A 13,043-nucleotide genomic window follows, 5' to 3' on the forward strand; every position below is an offset into this window, starting at 1 on the left:
CCCGTGATCGTGGGCGTTACCGCTTCGCAGCGCCCACGTACCCGATCAGACCAGATATACAAGGGCTCCACTCCAGCGAGGTTAGCGGTTATAGTGACTATTATTAAGTGAAAAAACCCTACGGGACAACGAAGTCAAAATAGGAGTCGTTTTATGACCTGGGAGTCTGCGCTGATTGGATTTGTTATCGGTGTCATCATTGGCGCTGTCGCGATGCGGTTCGGCAACCGTAAACTGCGCCAGCAGCAGGTACTGCAAAACGAACTGGAGAAAAATAAAACCGAACTGGAAGAATACCGTCAGGAATTAGTCAGCCATTTTGCTCATAGTGCGGAATTGCTCGACAATATGGCGCGCGATTACCGTCAGCTTTACCAACATATGGCGAAAAGCTCCAATAGCCTGCTGCCGGATGTACCCATACAGGATAATCCTTTCCGCTACCGCCTGACCGAAGCTGAATCAGACAATGATCAGTCGCCGGTGGATATGCCGCCTCGCGATTACTCCGGCAGCGCGTCCGGCCTGCTGCGCGGCACACGCCCGACGGGCAAATAACCGGCTATCTTTGCTGATCTTGCCGATATCACTCACCCTGACGGCATACCGTTTGTCGTCAGGGTTTATCCTTATCGGCCACACCGACCTCCTCTGATCGCTGAGTCGTTACATTCTGCTGACGAAATATCAGCGAACTTTACACACTGCTCCGGGTCTGAGTATTCACCGCAAGTTTGAGTTTATATATCATCGTTTTATTCATAGGCAGGTCGTGAGAGAGTTAACAATCAATGAAAAAAACATCGTTGTTATATAGCGCACTGGCACTCGGTATTGGACTGTCGTTATCTTCACTGCCTTCAGCCAACGCCGCGTTGCCTGCCGTCGTAGAAGGTCAGGCACTACCCAGCCTGGCGCCGATGCTGGAAAAAGTACTGCCCGCCGTCGTGAGCGTGCATGTGGAAGGTACACAGGTGCAGCGCCAGCGCATCCCGGAAGAGTTTAAATTCTTCTTCGGCCCTAACACCCCATCCGAAAAACAGAATGCTCGCCCGTTTGAAGGACTGGGTTCCGGCGTCATCATCAATGCCGAAAAAGGCTATGTGTTGACCAATAACCACGTCGTCAACAACGCAGATAAAATCCAGGTGCAGTTGAATGACGGTCGTGAATATGATGCCAAGCTGATCGGCCGCGATGAGCAGACCGATATCGCCCTGTTGCAGTTAAGCGACGCCAGGAACCTCACCGAAATCAAACTGGCTGATTCCGATCAGCTGCGCGTCGGTGACTTCGCGGTTGCCGTCGGCAACCCATTCGGACTCGGCCAAACGGCAACGTCCGGCATCATTTCTGCGTTGGGTCGTAGCGGGTTGAATCTGGAAGGATTGGAAAACTTCATCCAGACCGATGCTTCCATCAACCGCGGTAACTCCGGCGGAGCGTTGGTTAACCTGCGGGGCGAATTGATCGGCATTAATACCGCAATTCTGGCGCCAAGCGGCGGCAACGTGGGCATCGGCTTCGCCATTCCAAGCAACATGGCGCAGAATTTGGCGCAACAGTTAGTGGAATTCGGTGAAGTGAAACGCGGCCTGCTGGGTATCAAAGGCAGCGAGATGACCTCTGAAATCGCAAAAGCCTTCAAGGTTGAGGCCCAGCGAGGCGCTTTCGTCAGCGAGGTGATTCCGAAATCAGCGGCTGCCAAAGCAGGCATTAAAGCTGGCGATGTGTTGGTTTCTCTGGATGGCAAGCCCATTAATAGCTTTGCCGAGTTACGCGCCAAAGTCGGCACCACCGCACCGGGTAAAACCGTGCGCATCGGCCTGCTACGTGACGGGAAACAACAAGAAGTTGCGGTGGTACTGGACAATAGCGCCAACGTCACGACAAACGCAGACACCTTGTCCCCAGCTTTGCAGGGCGCCACCCTTAACAACGGTCAGTTGAAAGACGGCAGTAAAGGCGTGGTGATCGACAATGTGGGCAAAGATAGCGCAGCTGCTAAAGTCGGCCTGCAAAAAGGCGACATTATCGTCGGCGTGAACCGTGAACGCGTAGAAAACATCACTCAGTTGCGCAAAATTCTGGAAGCCAAACCCTCGGTATTGGCCCTGAACATTGTTCGCGGCGATGAGAGTATCTATCTTCTGCTGCGTTAAGCTATGAAAAAGTGGACGCCGCGCGATGCGGCGTCCATTCTTCTCTGATATTCTGCGATTCAACCTTCTTTCACACCCAAACGCTCATGCTAACCAAACTGTTACGTTCGGCGCTATTCGGTGTCATCGTGGCTGGCATCCTGTTACTAACCATCCCGACACTGCGCTCCAGCCAGGGCTGGTTCAAACCCAGCAGCGACAGTAGCCAGGAAAATCCGGTCAGTTACTATCAGGGAGTCCGCCGTGCTGCACCCGCCGTGGTGAACGTATACAATCAGGCCAACGATCCGAGAACCCAAAGCGAAATGAACGTCCGCACGCTGGGTTCTGGCGTGATCATGAACAATAAAGGGTACATCCTGACCAACAAGCATGTGATCAGTAATGCTGAGCGAATTGTGGTTACACTGCAGGATGGCCGTATGTTCGAAGCTCTGCTGGTAGGCTCAGACAGCCTGACGGATTTGGCGGTACTGAAAATTGAAGGTGCCAATCTGCCGGAAATTCCCATCAATCCCAAACGGGTATTTCATGTCGGCGACGTCGTGATGGCTATCGGTAACCCCTACAACCTCGGCCAGACGGTGACGCAAGGGATTATCAGCGCGACCGGTCGGGTCGGGCTAACGCCATCCGGTCGACAGAATTTTCTGCAAACCGATGCGTCCATTAATCGCGGTAACTCCGGCGGAGCGCTGATTAACACACAGGGCGAACTGGTCGGCATCAATACATTGTCATTTGACAAAAGCGATGATGGCGGCACACCGGAAGGCCTCGGTTTTGCCATACCCACTGCACTGGCAACCAAGATCATGAATAAGTTGATCCGTGATGGTCGGGTAATTCGCGGTTATATCGGCATCCGTGGCGCCCAGCGTGAACAGTTGGGCAATCAGGTGATTGGTCTGGAACGGTTGCAGGGTATCGTCGTCAGTAAGGTAGACGACGGTGGTCCGGCAGATAAAGCCGGGATGAAGGAAGGCGACTTACTGTTGGAAGTGAATAACAAACCAGCCCGCTCGGTGTTGGAAACCATGGATCAGGTGGCGGAAATTCGCCCTGGTTCGGTCATTCCAGTGGTTATTTTACGGGATAATCAGGAAATAAAACTGAATATGACCATTCAGGAATACCCCACCACCGACTGAGTTAATCCTGTGACGCCGGGTGATGCAGCAACAGAGCACCCGGCCATAATGGTTAGTCGTTCGCACTCACCCGTTCGATATTGGCGCCCAACGCACGTAGTTTGTCTTCAATGCGCTCATAGCCGCGATCGATATGATAAATACGATCAACCAGCGTCGTTCCTTCCGCAAGGCATCCGGCCAGCACCAGACTCGCCGACGCTCGCAGGTCGGTCGCCATCACTTGCGCACCAGACAGACGGCTAACGCCGTGACAAATCACCGTGTTGCTTTCGATTTCCGCCTGCGCGCCCATACGAATCAGCTCGGGGATATGCATGAAGCGATTTTCGAAAATGGTTTCAGTGATAACACCGGTCCCTTCCGCGACCAGGTTCAGCAAACTGAACTGTGCCTGCATATCGGTTGGAAATCCTGGATGCGGAGAAGTACGCACATTCACGGCTTTCGGCCGACGCCCATGCATGTCCAGGCTGATCCAGTCGTCACCGATTTCGATATCAGCTCCCGCTTCACGCAGTTTGGATAACACCGCATCCAGCGTATCCGGACGGGTGTGGCGACACACGACCTTACCACCAGATACCGCCGCCGCTACCAGAAACGTGCCGGTCTCGATACGATCCGGCAGCACGCGATATACCCCGCCGCCCAGACGCTCTACCCCTTCGATGACGATTTTATCGCTACCTGCGCCGCTGATTCTGGCGCCCAGCGTATTCAGGAAGTTCGCTGTATCGACAATTTCAGGCTCACGTGCGGCATTCTCAATGATGGTTTTACCCACTGCCAGCGTCGCGGCACTCATGATGGTGACAGTCGCGCCAACGCTGACTTTATCCATCACGATATGTGCGCCTTTCAGTCGGCCGTCAACCGTCGCCTTCACATACCCTTCTTCCAGCGTGATATGAGCGCCCAACTGCTCCAGACCATTTATATGCAAATCAACCGGACGGGCACCGATGGCGCAACCGCCCGGCAATGACACCTGTCCCTGACCAAAACGCGCCACCAGCGGGCCCAACGCCCAAATAGAGGCCCGCATGGTCTTCACCAGGTCATACGGCGCACAGAACACACTCACCGTACTGGCGTCGACATGCACGGAACCGTTGCGCTCGACGCGCGCCCCCAGTTGGCTCAGCAACTTCATGGTGGTATCGATATCACGCAGTTTGGGAACGTTCTGGATTTCTACCGGCTCTTCAGCCAGCAAGGCAGCAAACAGAATGGGCAGGGCGGCATTTTTGGCACCGGAAATAGTGACTTCACCAGTGAGCCGGGTTGGCCCCTGCACACGAAATTTATCCATAGTGACGATTTCTCAATGTTCAGAATCAATAGCACGGCCGAATGGCCGCTGAATTACAGACCGCTCAGTTTACGGTCGCGCTGCCACTCTTCAGGGGTGTAAGCCTTGATTGACAACGCATGAATGCGATTATCCGCGATATATTCCATCAACGGCGCATAGACCGCCTGCTGCTGTTTTACGCGGCTCATACCCTTGAACAACTCACCTACCACAATGACCTGGAAGTGACTGCCGTCACCGGAAACATGCGCTTCCGCAAGCGCCAGCGCTTTCATCAGCACGTCTTTAATTTCGTCGTTTTCCATTGCTCTCGATTCTACGTCAGGGGGGATGATAAACAGGGTGGTATCTTAGATGAATCCGTCGCCATCTTAAACAAAAGAAATCCCCCTTGCGCACATGCGGAAAGGGGGAGCCTTAATCATCAAAAACGCAACAATCAATCGGTTGAACGGACAGGGATGATTTCATTCAGGTTATACAACTGAATCAGCGTCCGCAGTCGATCGCTGGCGCCGGCAATCTCTAGCGACGATCCATTCTGTTCCTGCTGGTGATAAAAATGCACCAAAAGGGCAAGACCGGAGGAATCCACACGTTCAACCTGCCCGACATCCAGCACACGGCTACCTGGCAACAACGTATTACGCTGTTGCCAGAGCGGCAGTAAACTGTCCCGATCCAGACAGCCCTCCAAAAACAGTATGCCGTCAGCCTGCCGCCACTTCAGCGCGTCAGCCATTTTTCTGACCCAGCGTAATCGGCTGCTGAGCCGACGCTTGCAGTTGCTTAGTCAAACCGTCCACCCCATTCTGGCGCAGCGTAGACGCCCATTCGTTCTGTTTGGTGGTAATCATGCTCACCCCTTCGGCAATCATGTCGTAAGCCTGCCAGTAACCAGTCTTGGTATTTTTACGCCACTGAAAATCCAGACGAATCGGCGGGCGGCCGCCGTTATCAATAATGGTGACGCGGATGGAAACAATCTCGGCGTTACCCAGCGGTTGCTCCGGTACTATTTCGTAAGTCTGACCATGATAAGACGCCAAAGCCTGGCCGTACGCCTGCTCAAGATAGGTTTCAAACGCCTTGAAATACGCCTCACGCTGCTCAGGCGTCGCACTCTTGTAGTACTGCCCGAGCACCAACGCGCCAGCATATTTTGTCTGCACAAAAGGCAGCAGTTCTTCACGCACAACGGTACGCAGGTAGTTAGGATCCTGCTTAATATGCGACTGTTCATTTTTGAGACGATCAAAGGTCTTCTGCGCCGCATCACGCATCAGGCTATAAGGATTGGTTTGATCCGCCGCGTTAACAAACGGGGCAACGACCAACAAAACCGCCATCAATAAACGTTTTAACATGCTGTGTCCTCTCAAGGCTGTTGGGTCGGTTTTTCGCCGGATTCAGGTTTTGCCGCCTCACCGTTTTTCTCTGCAGGCTTGGCCTGAGCCGGTTCAGCGTGCCCCTGATTCACGTTCTTTGGATTATCCGCCGCAGGGTTTACCGTATTTTGAGCGCCATTATTCTGGCTGGCATTGTCAGTATTGTTGCCGCCGCTCTTATATAGGAATTGGCCGATAAGGTCCTCCAGGACCATGGCTGACTTGGTATCCTGAATGGTGCCGCCATCTTTCAGAATCGACGTTCCCATGTCCTCATCTTCAAAACCGACATTCAGCGCCAGGTACTGTTCTCCCAGCAGGCCGGACGTACGAATCGCCAGCGAACTGGTATCCGGGATGTGGTCGTAACGCTGATCAATCTCCATCGCTACCCGCGGCAAATATGTCTTGGTATCGAGCGAAATATCCGCCACCCGGCCAATCACCACTCCGCCGATTTTCACCGGCGAACGCGCCTTGAGGCCGCCGATATTGTCGAAGGTGGCGTACAAACGGTAAGTTTGTTGCTGCCCCAGCGATTTCAGGTCGGCCACCTTCAGGCATAAAAAGACTATGGCGCACAGCGCGATCAGCATGAATACGCCAACCCCTATTTCATGTTTCTTTGTTTGCATCGACTTATTTCCCAAACATCAGTGCTGTCAGCACAAAATCCAATCCCAGTACCGCCAGCGACGAGTGCACCACGGTGCGGGTCGTCGCGCGGCTGATGCCTTCTGACGTCGGAATCGCGTCATAACCGTTGAACAGTGCAATCCAGGTGACGGTAATGGCAAACACCAGGCTCTTGAGCACGCAGTTCAGCAAATCTTTCTGCCACTCCACCGCGTTTTGCATCGCCGACCAGAAAAAGCCGCTGTCGATACCTTTCCAGTCCACGCCCACCAGTGCGCCGCCCCAGATGCCCACGGCGACGAAAATCACCGTCAACAGCGGCATGGTAATCACCCCCGCCCAAAAACGCGGCGCCACTACGCGGCGCAACGGGTCTACCGCCATCATTTCCATACTGGATAGCTGCTCGGTCGCCTTCATCAGCCCGATTTCCGCCGTCAGGGCGGAACCGGCTCGACCGGCGAACAGTAGCGCCGTTACCACCGGCCCGAGTTCACGCAGCAACGACAACGCCACCATCATGCCCAGGCTGGCTTCCGCACTGTAGGTCGTCAGGACCAGATAGCCCTGCAGGCCCAACACCATGCCGATAAACACGCCGGACACCATAATAATCAGCAACGATTGCACACCGACGCTATAGAGCTGTTTACGCAGCAGCGGCCACTGCCTGGCTGGCTCCGGCTTCCCCACTAACGCATTGAACAACATCAGCCCGGCGCGCCCAAAAGCAGCGCATACCTGAATGCCAACGCGTCCCAGCGACGCTAATGCCTGTACTAGCATGAATTACTCACTCCCCAAGCCTAACAACCCACGCTGATAGTCGCCCGCCGGATAGCGGAACGGCACCGGGCCATCGGCAATGCCATCGAGAAACTGTCTGACGCGCGGATCGCTATTGTGCTGCAATTCAGTCGGCGTCCCCTCGGCCACAACCCGCTGATCGGCAATGATATAGGCATGATCGGCGATACTCAGTACTTCCGGCACATCATGAGATACCACGATACAGGTCACGCCAAGCGCATGATTCAACTCGTCGATGAGCTTCACCAGCACCCCCATGGTGATCGGGTCCTGTCCGACGAACGGCTCATCAAACATGATCAGCTGCGGATCCAGCGCAATCGCACGCGCCAGCGCCGCACGTCGCGCCATGCCGCCCGACAGCTCGGACGGCATCAGCTCAGCCGCACCACGCAGTCCGACCGCCTCCAGCTTCATCATCACCGTACTGTGCAGCAACGGCTCGGGCAACTGCGTATGTTCGCGCAACGGCCAGGCAACATTATCGAACACATTCAGATCGGTAAACAGCGCGCCCGACTGAAACAACATGCTCATCTTCTTACGGGCTTCATACAAACGGGAACGGGAAAGCGCCGGAATATTGTCCCCGTCAAACCAGATTTCACCGCTGTCTGGTTGCAACTGCCCGCCAATCAACCGTAACAACGTGGTTTTACCGATGCCGGACGGCCCCATGATGGCCGTGATTTTTTGCTTTGGCACATTCAGCGAGACATCCGAAAAAATCGGCCTGTTGCCCCGCCGGAAACTGAGCCCGCGAATTTCTATCAGATTTTCGTGGTTCATGGTCTATTCCTCAACGATCACCCACAGTGACCGCCCGTTTTCGCATTTTCGCATTTTCGCACCGTTACGCCCTGAAATCGTCTTTCAGAGTGTTACGCTGGCTGTTCACTGTTACAGAATCAGGACACCGCTTCGTAGCCAAAATTGCCATTGGTTTTACTTTTTCGCCCTGCGCAGTCAGAATTAGCGCTAACGAGGAAAAATGGCGGTTTTGCTTATTATTCGTCCAGAAATACTGGTTTGTTCGCCAATAAACCGGTGATTATACCTGAATAAAGGACGCTGCATGCTTTTTGCGACAGTACTGTTAATCGTTGGTTTAGTGTTATTGGTTTATGGCGCCGACCGTCTGGTGTATGGTGCCGCCGTACTGGCCCGCACATTTGGCGTACCGCCGATGATTATCGGCATGACGATTGTCGGGATGGGCACCTCACTGCCCGAACTGATGGTATCCGTAACCGCCGCGCTCAACCATCAAACCGATATGGCGGTGGGAAATGTACTGGGATCGAATATCGCCAACATTTTGCTGATCCTCGGCAGCGCCGTTCTTATCCGCCCGCTGACTTTTCACTCCACGCTGTTGCGTCAGGAACTGCCGCCGATGCTGGTGGTGACGCTATTGTGCGGCGTGTTATTACACGACGGTTTTCTCAGCCGACTGGATGGCGTCATTCTGTTGCTGACGGCTTGCGGTTGCATCGTATTAATGCTGCGTATGGCGCGCGCGGCGCAACGTCGCGGCGACGATAGCCTGACGCGGGAGCAGATGGCCGAGCTACCCAGAGAGGACAATCAAACCGTCGCGTTATTATGGTTGCTGATTGGCCTGATTATTCTGCCGATGTCGGCACGGATTGTGATCGATAACGCCACGGTTATCGCCAATTACTTTAATATCAGCGAACTGACCATCGGGTTGACGGTGTTGGCCATCGGCACCAGCCTGCCGGAACTGGCAACGGCGATTGTCGGCACGTTGAAGAAAGAGGATGACATCGCGCTCGGCAACCTGATTGGTTCCAATATTTTTAATATCGTGATAGTGCTGGGCGTGCCCGCTCTCCTGTCCCCCGGCGCGGTAAATCCGCTCGCGTTCGCTCGCGATTATTGGGTGATGCTGGGGGTCAGCGCGCTCCTGACGGTTCTCTGTCTCCGCCAGAAACGGCGCATCGGTCAGGGGGCAGGCGCATTGCTGTTATGTGCGTTCATTGTGTACCTTTCGATGCTGTTCTTGTTCTCATAGCCAGAGCATTGGCAACGCAGGATGTTTTACATGTCACATTTCGAGTTACAACCGGGTTTCGATTTCCAGAGCGCTGGCCGCCAGGTGTTATCCATCGAGCGCGATAGCCTCGCGCAGTTGGATCAATATATTGACGACAATTTCTCGCAGGCCTGCGAGAAGATGTTTTATTGCCGCGGCAAAGTCGTGGTGATGGGGATGGGTAAATCGGGGCATATCGGCTGCAAAATGGCGGCGACGTTTGCCAGCACCGGCACGCCGGCTTTTTTTGTCCATCCTGGCGAAGCCAGTCACGGCGATTTGGGCATGATTACCGCGCAGGATATCGTGATCGCCATTTCCAACTCCGGCGAATCTCATGAGATTCTGGCGCTGATTCCCGTACTGAAACGCCTACAGGTGTGCCTTATCTGCATGACCGGCAACCCGGAAAGCACCATGGCGAAAGCGGCGGATATCCATCTTTGCGTTCACGTATCCCAGGAGGCTTGTCCGCTGGGTCTGGCGCCGACCTCCAGCACTACCGCCACGCTGGTGATGGGCGATGCGTTGGCCGTTGCGCTGTTGCAGGCGCGCGGCTTTACCGCCGAAGATTTCGCCTTGTCGCACCCCGGCGGCGCACTCGGCCGCAAACTGCTGTTACGAATCAGCGATATCATGCACACTGGCGACGAGATCCCTCGGGTTAGCCGCGACGCGTCGTTGCGCGATGCGCTGCTGGAGATTACCCGCAAGAATCTGGGAATGACGGTTATTTGCGACCAGGACGATCGCATCGAAGGTATCTTTACCGACGGCGACTTGCGCCGGGTGTTCGACATGAATATCGATCTCAACAGCGCCGGCATCGTCGATGTGATGACGCGCGGCGGTATTCGGGTGACGCCGCACACACTGGCGGTGGATGCGCTGAATCTGATGCAGTCTCGCCACATTACCTCGCTGCTGGTGGCGGAGAATGATCGTCTGCTGGGGATTGTTCACATGCACGATATGCTGCGCGCGGGTGTGGTATAAGCCCGGCACCCGAGCACCACAGAATAAAAAACCAAGGATATGAGTGAATGAGTGAAAACCGGCCGCAAACCGATACCTGTTATGGGCCTGTCGATACCCTGGTCATGCAGCGTGCCCGTGATATACGTCTGTTAATCTGCGATGTCGACGGCGTGCTCTCTGATGGCCTGATTTATATGGGAAATCAGGGTGAGGAGTTGAAAACCTTCAACGTCCGCGATGGCTACGGTATTCGCTGCCTGCTGACATCGGATATCGACGTGGCGATTATCACCGGCCGCACATCGCAATTGCTCATCGACCGCTGCCAGACATTGGGGATACGCCACTTATATCAAGGTCAGTCTGATAAGCTTTTGGCCTTCCGCGAGCTGTTGGATACACTGTCGCTCACCGCCAGTCAGGTTGCTTACATCGGCGATGATCTGATCGACTGGCCGGTGATGGCCGAAGTGGGGTTGAGCGTCGCCGTGGCCGACGCCCACCCGCTGTTGCTGCCCAGAGCGCATTACGTCACTCGCATTGGCGGCGGCCGCGGCGCAGTCAGAGAGATTTGCGATCTTATTCTGCTGGCGCAGGGTAAACTGGATTTTGCCAAAGGGCTGTCGATATGAGTAATACGAAACGCTGGCTGACGCTGTTGCTGGCATTGATTGCGCTGGTGTTGATCGGGTTAAATCTGACGACTCAACGGGCCGGAAACGGGCCATCGGAAGTGCAAAATAACGATCCGGCCTATACCATGCAGCAAAACATTACCGTGGTCTATGATCCGACCGGAAAGCTGAGCTACAAACTGGTGGCTGAAAAAGCGGAACACTACAATGCAGAGCAAGTGAGCTGGTTTACTCAACCGGTAGCGACCATGTTCAATGAACAAGCGATCGCGACCTGGTCGGTGCGCGCTGATCGCGCCAAGCTGACCAAAGACCGCATGCTTTATCTGTATGGTCACGTTGAGGTCAATAGTCTGACCAACGATTCGCAACTGGAGCGAATTAAAACGGATAATGCGCAGATTAATCTGGTTACGCAGGATGTGACCTCGGATGACGAAGTCACCCTGTACGGTGTCAACTTTACTTCTAACGGACTGAAAATGCGCGGGAACCTGCGCAGCAAAACCGCCGAGCTGATCGATAAGGTAAAATCCTATTATGAAATCCAACCAAAAAATTAATGTCTTACACAGCATTCTGATCGCCAGCTCGCTTTTTGCCGTCAGCATTCCGGCACTGGCGTTGACCGGAGACACCGAGCAGCCTATCCACATTACCTCCGACCAGCAGGCGCTGGACATGCAGGGCAATGTGGTGACGTTCACCGGCAACGTCCTCGTCACGCAGGGTTCAATAAAAGCACAAGCCGACAAGGTGGTCGTCACCCGCCCTAACGGCCAGCAAGGTCACGAAGTGATCGAAGGCTATGGTAACCCGGCCACCTTCTACCAAATGCAGGACAATGGTAAGCCGGTGAAAGGCCATGCCCAGAAAATGCGTTACGAGATGGATAAGCAACTGGTCATCCTGACCGGCGATGCTTACCTGGAGCAACTGGACAGCAACGTTAAGGGCGACCGCATTACTTATCTGGTGCAACAGCAGCAGATGGAAGCCTTCAGTGATAAGGGTAAACGCGTCACGACCGTGCTGGTTCCGACACAGTTGCAGGACAAAGGCACGCAGAATGGTGCCAAGCCGGCCGGCAACACCGGCAAACCCGCCAAACAACAGTGAGTAATGTGCTAATCCATGGCAACACTAATCGCCGAAAATCTGGCCAAGGCGTATAAAGGCCGCAAAGTGGTGGAAAACGTCAGCCTGAATGTCAATTCGGGCGAAATCGTTGGGCTGCTCGGGCCCAACGGCGCCGGGAAGACAACCACCTTCTACATGGTTGTCGGTATCGTCCCGCGCGACGAGGGCCGCATCGTCATCGACGGTGAGGACATCAGCTTGCTGCCGTTGCACGATCGCGCCCGCCGCGGTATCGGCTACCTGCCGCAGGAAGCGTCGATTTTCCGGCGACTCAGCGTGTACGACAACCTGATGGCGGTGCTGGAAGTCAGAAAAGATCTGACCCGGGAACAGCAGCAGGATCGCGCCAACGAACTAATGGAAGAGTTTCACATTGTTCACCTGCGCGATAGTCTGGGACAATCGCTGTCCGGCGGTGAACGTCGTCGGGTGGAGATCGCCCGGGCGCTGGCTGCCAACCCCAAATTCATCCTGCTGGACGAACCCTTTGCCGGGGTAGACCCTATCTCGGTTATCGACATCAAAAAAATCATTGAACATCTGCGCGATAGCGGGCTGGGGGTACTGATTACCGACCATAATGTCCGCGAAACGCTCGATGTCTGTGAGCGTGCTTATATCGTTAGTCAGGGCCAGCTTATTGCCCACGGCTCTCCGATGGATATACTGGCGAATGAGCAGGTAAAACGAGTCTATCTGGGCGAAGGCTTCCGACTCTGATAACGTCATGTATTAGGTTGATAATTCAAAAGGAAGTTAACCCACG

At 54.5% G+C, this 13,043-nt stretch carries 16 protein-coding genes; 9 read left to right on the plus strand and 7 right to left on the minus strand.

Annotated elements, in window-relative coordinates:
* The first annotated feature begins 153 nt into the window (after positions 1–153).
* The 3 genes from zapG to degS all read left to right on the plus strand — a co-directional run bounded on the left by zapG (position 154) and on the right by degS (position 3,313).
* A complete protein-coding gene (gene zapG / locus DCH402_RS18740; protein ID WP_040002776.1) occupies positions 154–558 on the plus strand; it encodes a Z-ring associated protein ZapG in 405 nt (134 codons plus the stop codon).
* 233 nt (positions 559–791) lie between these two features.
* Positions 792–2,162 (plus strand): serine endoprotease DegQ, encoded by a 1,371-nt coding sequence (degQ, locus tag DCH402_RS18745; protein WP_040002777.1) that lies wholly within the window; start codon positions 792–794, stop codon positions 2,160–2,162.
* Positions 2,163–2,248: 86 nt separating this feature from the next.
* Positions 2,249–3,313, plus strand: coding sequence for an outer membrane-stress sensor serine endopeptidase DegS (gene degS, locus DCH402_RS18750; RefSeq protein WP_040002778.1), 1,065 nt, complete (start codon positions 2,249–2,251; stop codon positions 3,311–3,313).
* Between the two features lie 52 nt (positions 3,314–3,365).
* Here the strand turns inward: degS and murA are convergent, their stop codons facing one another.
* The 7 genes from murA to mlaF form a co-directional block, all read right to left on the minus strand.
* Positions 3,366–4,628 (minus strand): UDP-N-acetylglucosamine 1-carboxyvinyltransferase, encoded by a 1,263-nt coding sequence (murA, locus tag DCH402_RS18755; protein ID WP_040002779.1) that lies wholly within the window; start codon positions 4,626–4,628, stop codon positions 3,366–3,368.
* Positions 4,629–4,681: 53 nt separating this feature from the next.
* Positions 4,682–4,936, minus strand: a complete 255-nt coding sequence (gene ibaG / locus DCH402_RS18760) for a BolA family iron metabolism protein IbaG (protein WP_040002780.1) — start codon at positions 4,934–4,936, stop codon at positions 4,682–4,684.
* Positions 4,937–5,070: 134 nt separating this feature from the next.
* On the minus strand, positions 5,071–5,373 hold the full coding sequence (gene mlaB / locus DCH402_RS18765; protein ID WP_040002782.1) for a lipid asymmetry maintenance protein MlaB: 303 nt from the start codon (positions 5,371–5,373) through the stop codon (positions 5,071–5,073).
* Complete coding sequence (gene mlaC, locus DCH402_RS18770) at positions 5,366–5,998, minus strand: phospholipid-binding protein MlaC (RefSeq protein WP_040002783.1); 633 nt, start codon at positions 5,996–5,998, stop codon at positions 5,366–5,368. The genes mlaB and mlaC overlap by 8 nt, the downstream gene beginning before the upstream one ends.
* A gap of 11 nt (positions 5,999–6,009) precedes the next feature.
* Complete coding sequence (mlaD, locus tag DCH402_RS18775) at positions 6,010–6,654, minus strand: outer membrane lipid asymmetry maintenance protein MlaD (RefSeq protein ID WP_040002785.1); 645 nt, start codon at positions 6,652–6,654, stop codon at positions 6,010–6,012.
* Positions 6,655–6,658: 4 nt separating this feature from the next.
* Positions 6,659–7,441, minus strand: a complete 783-nt coding sequence (gene mlaE / locus DCH402_RS18780; RefSeq protein ID WP_027713354.1) for a lipid asymmetry maintenance ABC transporter permease subunit MlaE — start codon at positions 7,439–7,441, stop codon at positions 6,659–6,661.
* A gap of 3 nt (positions 7,442–7,444) precedes the next feature.
* A complete protein-coding gene (gene mlaF, locus DCH402_RS18785) occupies positions 7,445–8,254 on the minus strand; it encodes a phospholipid ABC transporter ATP-binding protein MlaF (protein ID WP_040002787.1) in 810 nt (269 codons plus the stop codon).
* 286 nt (positions 8,255–8,540) lie between these two features.
* Between mlaF and DCH402_RS18790 the strand changes: the two genes are divergently transcribed.
* Genes DCH402_RS18790 through lptB form a run of 6 tightly spaced genes read left to right on the plus strand, consistent with a single transcriptional unit; the run spans position 8,541 to position 12,997 of the window.
* The gene (locus DCH402_RS18790; RefSeq protein ID WP_040002788.1) at positions 8,541–9,503 is read left to right on the plus strand and encodes a calcium/sodium antiporter; all 963 of its coding nucleotides are present in this window, start codon (positions 8,541–8,543) and stop codon (positions 9,501–9,503) included.
* A 30-nt stretch (positions 9,504–9,533) separates the two neighbouring features.
* Positions 9,534–10,520, plus strand: a complete 987-nt coding sequence (kdsD, locus tag DCH402_RS18795) for an arabinose-5-phosphate isomerase KdsD (RefSeq protein ID WP_040002789.1) — start codon at positions 9,534–9,536, stop codon at positions 10,518–10,520.
* Positions 10,521–10,567: 47 nt separating this feature from the next.
* The gene (kdsC, locus tag DCH402_RS18800) at positions 10,568–11,134 is read left to right on the plus strand and encodes a 3-deoxy-manno-octulosonate-8-phosphatase KdsC (protein ID WP_015848117.1); all 567 of its coding nucleotides are present in this window, start codon (positions 10,568–10,570) and stop codon (positions 11,132–11,134) included.
* A complete protein-coding gene (gene lptC, locus DCH402_RS18805; protein WP_027713357.1) occupies positions 11,131–11,700 on the plus strand; it encodes an LPS export ABC transporter periplasmic protein LptC in 570 nt (189 codons plus the stop codon). Before kdsC ends, lptC begins: the two co-directional genes overlap by 4 nt.
* Complete coding sequence (lptA, locus tag DCH402_RS18810) at positions 11,678–12,256, plus strand: lipopolysaccharide ABC transporter substrate-binding protein LptA (RefSeq protein WP_027713358.1); 579 nt, start codon at positions 11,678–11,680, stop codon at positions 12,254–12,256. Before lptC ends, lptA begins: the two co-directional genes overlap by 23 nt.
* A gap of 15 nt (positions 12,257–12,271) precedes the next feature.
* Positions 12,272–12,997, plus strand: a complete 726-nt coding sequence (gene lptB, locus DCH402_RS18815) for an LPS export ABC transporter ATP-binding protein (RefSeq protein ID WP_040002790.1) — start codon at positions 12,272–12,274, stop codon at positions 12,995–12,997.
* Positions 12,998–13,043: the final 46 nt, after the last annotated feature.

The organism is Dickeya chrysanthemi NCPPB 402, from assembly GCF_000406105.1.
Classification (GTDB): Bacteria; Pseudomonadota; Gammaproteobacteria; order Enterobacterales; family Enterobacteriaceae; genus Dickeya; species Dickeya chrysanthemi.

What these genes read in the sequence shown, in the direction of transcription:
- kdsD (WP_040002789.1), top strand. Translation starts at nt 9,534, where the DNA reads ATGTCACATTTCGAGTTACAACCGGGTTTCGATTTCCAGAGCGCTGGC.
- lptB (WP_040002790.1), top strand. Translation starts at nt 12,272, where the DNA reads ATGGCAACACTAATCGCCGAAAATCTGGCCAAGGCGTATAAAGGCCGC.
- mlaC (WP_040002783.1), bottom strand. Translation starts at nt 5,998, where the DNA reads ATGTTAAAACGTTTATTGATGGCGGTTTTGTTGGTCGTTGCCCCGTTT.
- mlaD (WP_040002785.1), bottom strand. Translation starts at nt 6,654, where the DNA reads ATGCAAACAAAGAAACATGAAATAGGGGTTGGCGTATTCATGCTGATC.
- lptA (WP_027713358.1), top strand. Translation starts at nt 11,678, where the DNA reads ATGAAATCCAACCAAAAAATTAATGTCTTACACAGCATTCTGATCGCC.
- degQ (WP_040002777.1), top strand. Translation starts at nt 792, where the DNA reads ATGAAAAAAACATCGTTGTTATATAGCGCACTGGCACTCGGTATTGGA.
- mlaF (WP_040002787.1), bottom strand. Translation starts at nt 8,254, where the DNA reads ATGAACCACGAAAATCTGATAGAAATTCGCGGGCTCAGTTTCCGGCGG.
- degS (WP_040002778.1), top strand. Translation starts at nt 2,249, where the DNA reads ATGCTAACCAAACTGTTACGTTCGGCGCTATTCGGTGTCATCGTGGCT.
- murA (WP_040002779.1), bottom strand. Translation starts at nt 4,628, where the DNA reads ATGGATAAATTTCGTGTGCAGGGGCCAACCCGGCTCACTGGTGAAGTC.
- DCH402_RS18790 (WP_040002788.1), top strand. Translation starts at nt 8,541, where the DNA reads ATGCTTTTTGCGACAGTACTGTTAATCGTTGGTTTAGTGTTATTGGTT.
- mlaB (WP_040002782.1), bottom strand. Translation starts at nt 5,373, where the DNA reads ATGGCTGACGCGCTGAAGTGGCGGCAGGCTGACGGCATACTGTTTTTG.
- zapG (WP_040002776.1), top strand. Translation starts at nt 154, where the DNA reads ATGACCTGGGAGTCTGCGCTGATTGGATTTGTTATCGGTGTCATCATT.
- ibaG (WP_040002780.1), bottom strand. Translation starts at nt 4,936, where the DNA reads ATGGAAAACGACGAAATTAAAGACGTGCTGATGAAAGCGCTGGCGCTT.
- lptC (WP_027713357.1), top strand. Translation starts at nt 11,131, where the DNA reads ATGAGTAATACGAAACGCTGGCTGACGCTGTTGCTGGCATTGATTGCG.
- mlaE (WP_027713354.1), bottom strand. Translation starts at nt 7,441, where the DNA reads ATGCTAGTACAGGCATTAGCGTCGCTGGGACGCGTTGGCATTCAGGTA.
- kdsC (WP_015848117.1), top strand. Translation starts at nt 10,568, where the DNA reads ATGAGTGAAAACCGGCCGCAAACCGATACCTGTTATGGGCCTGTCGAT.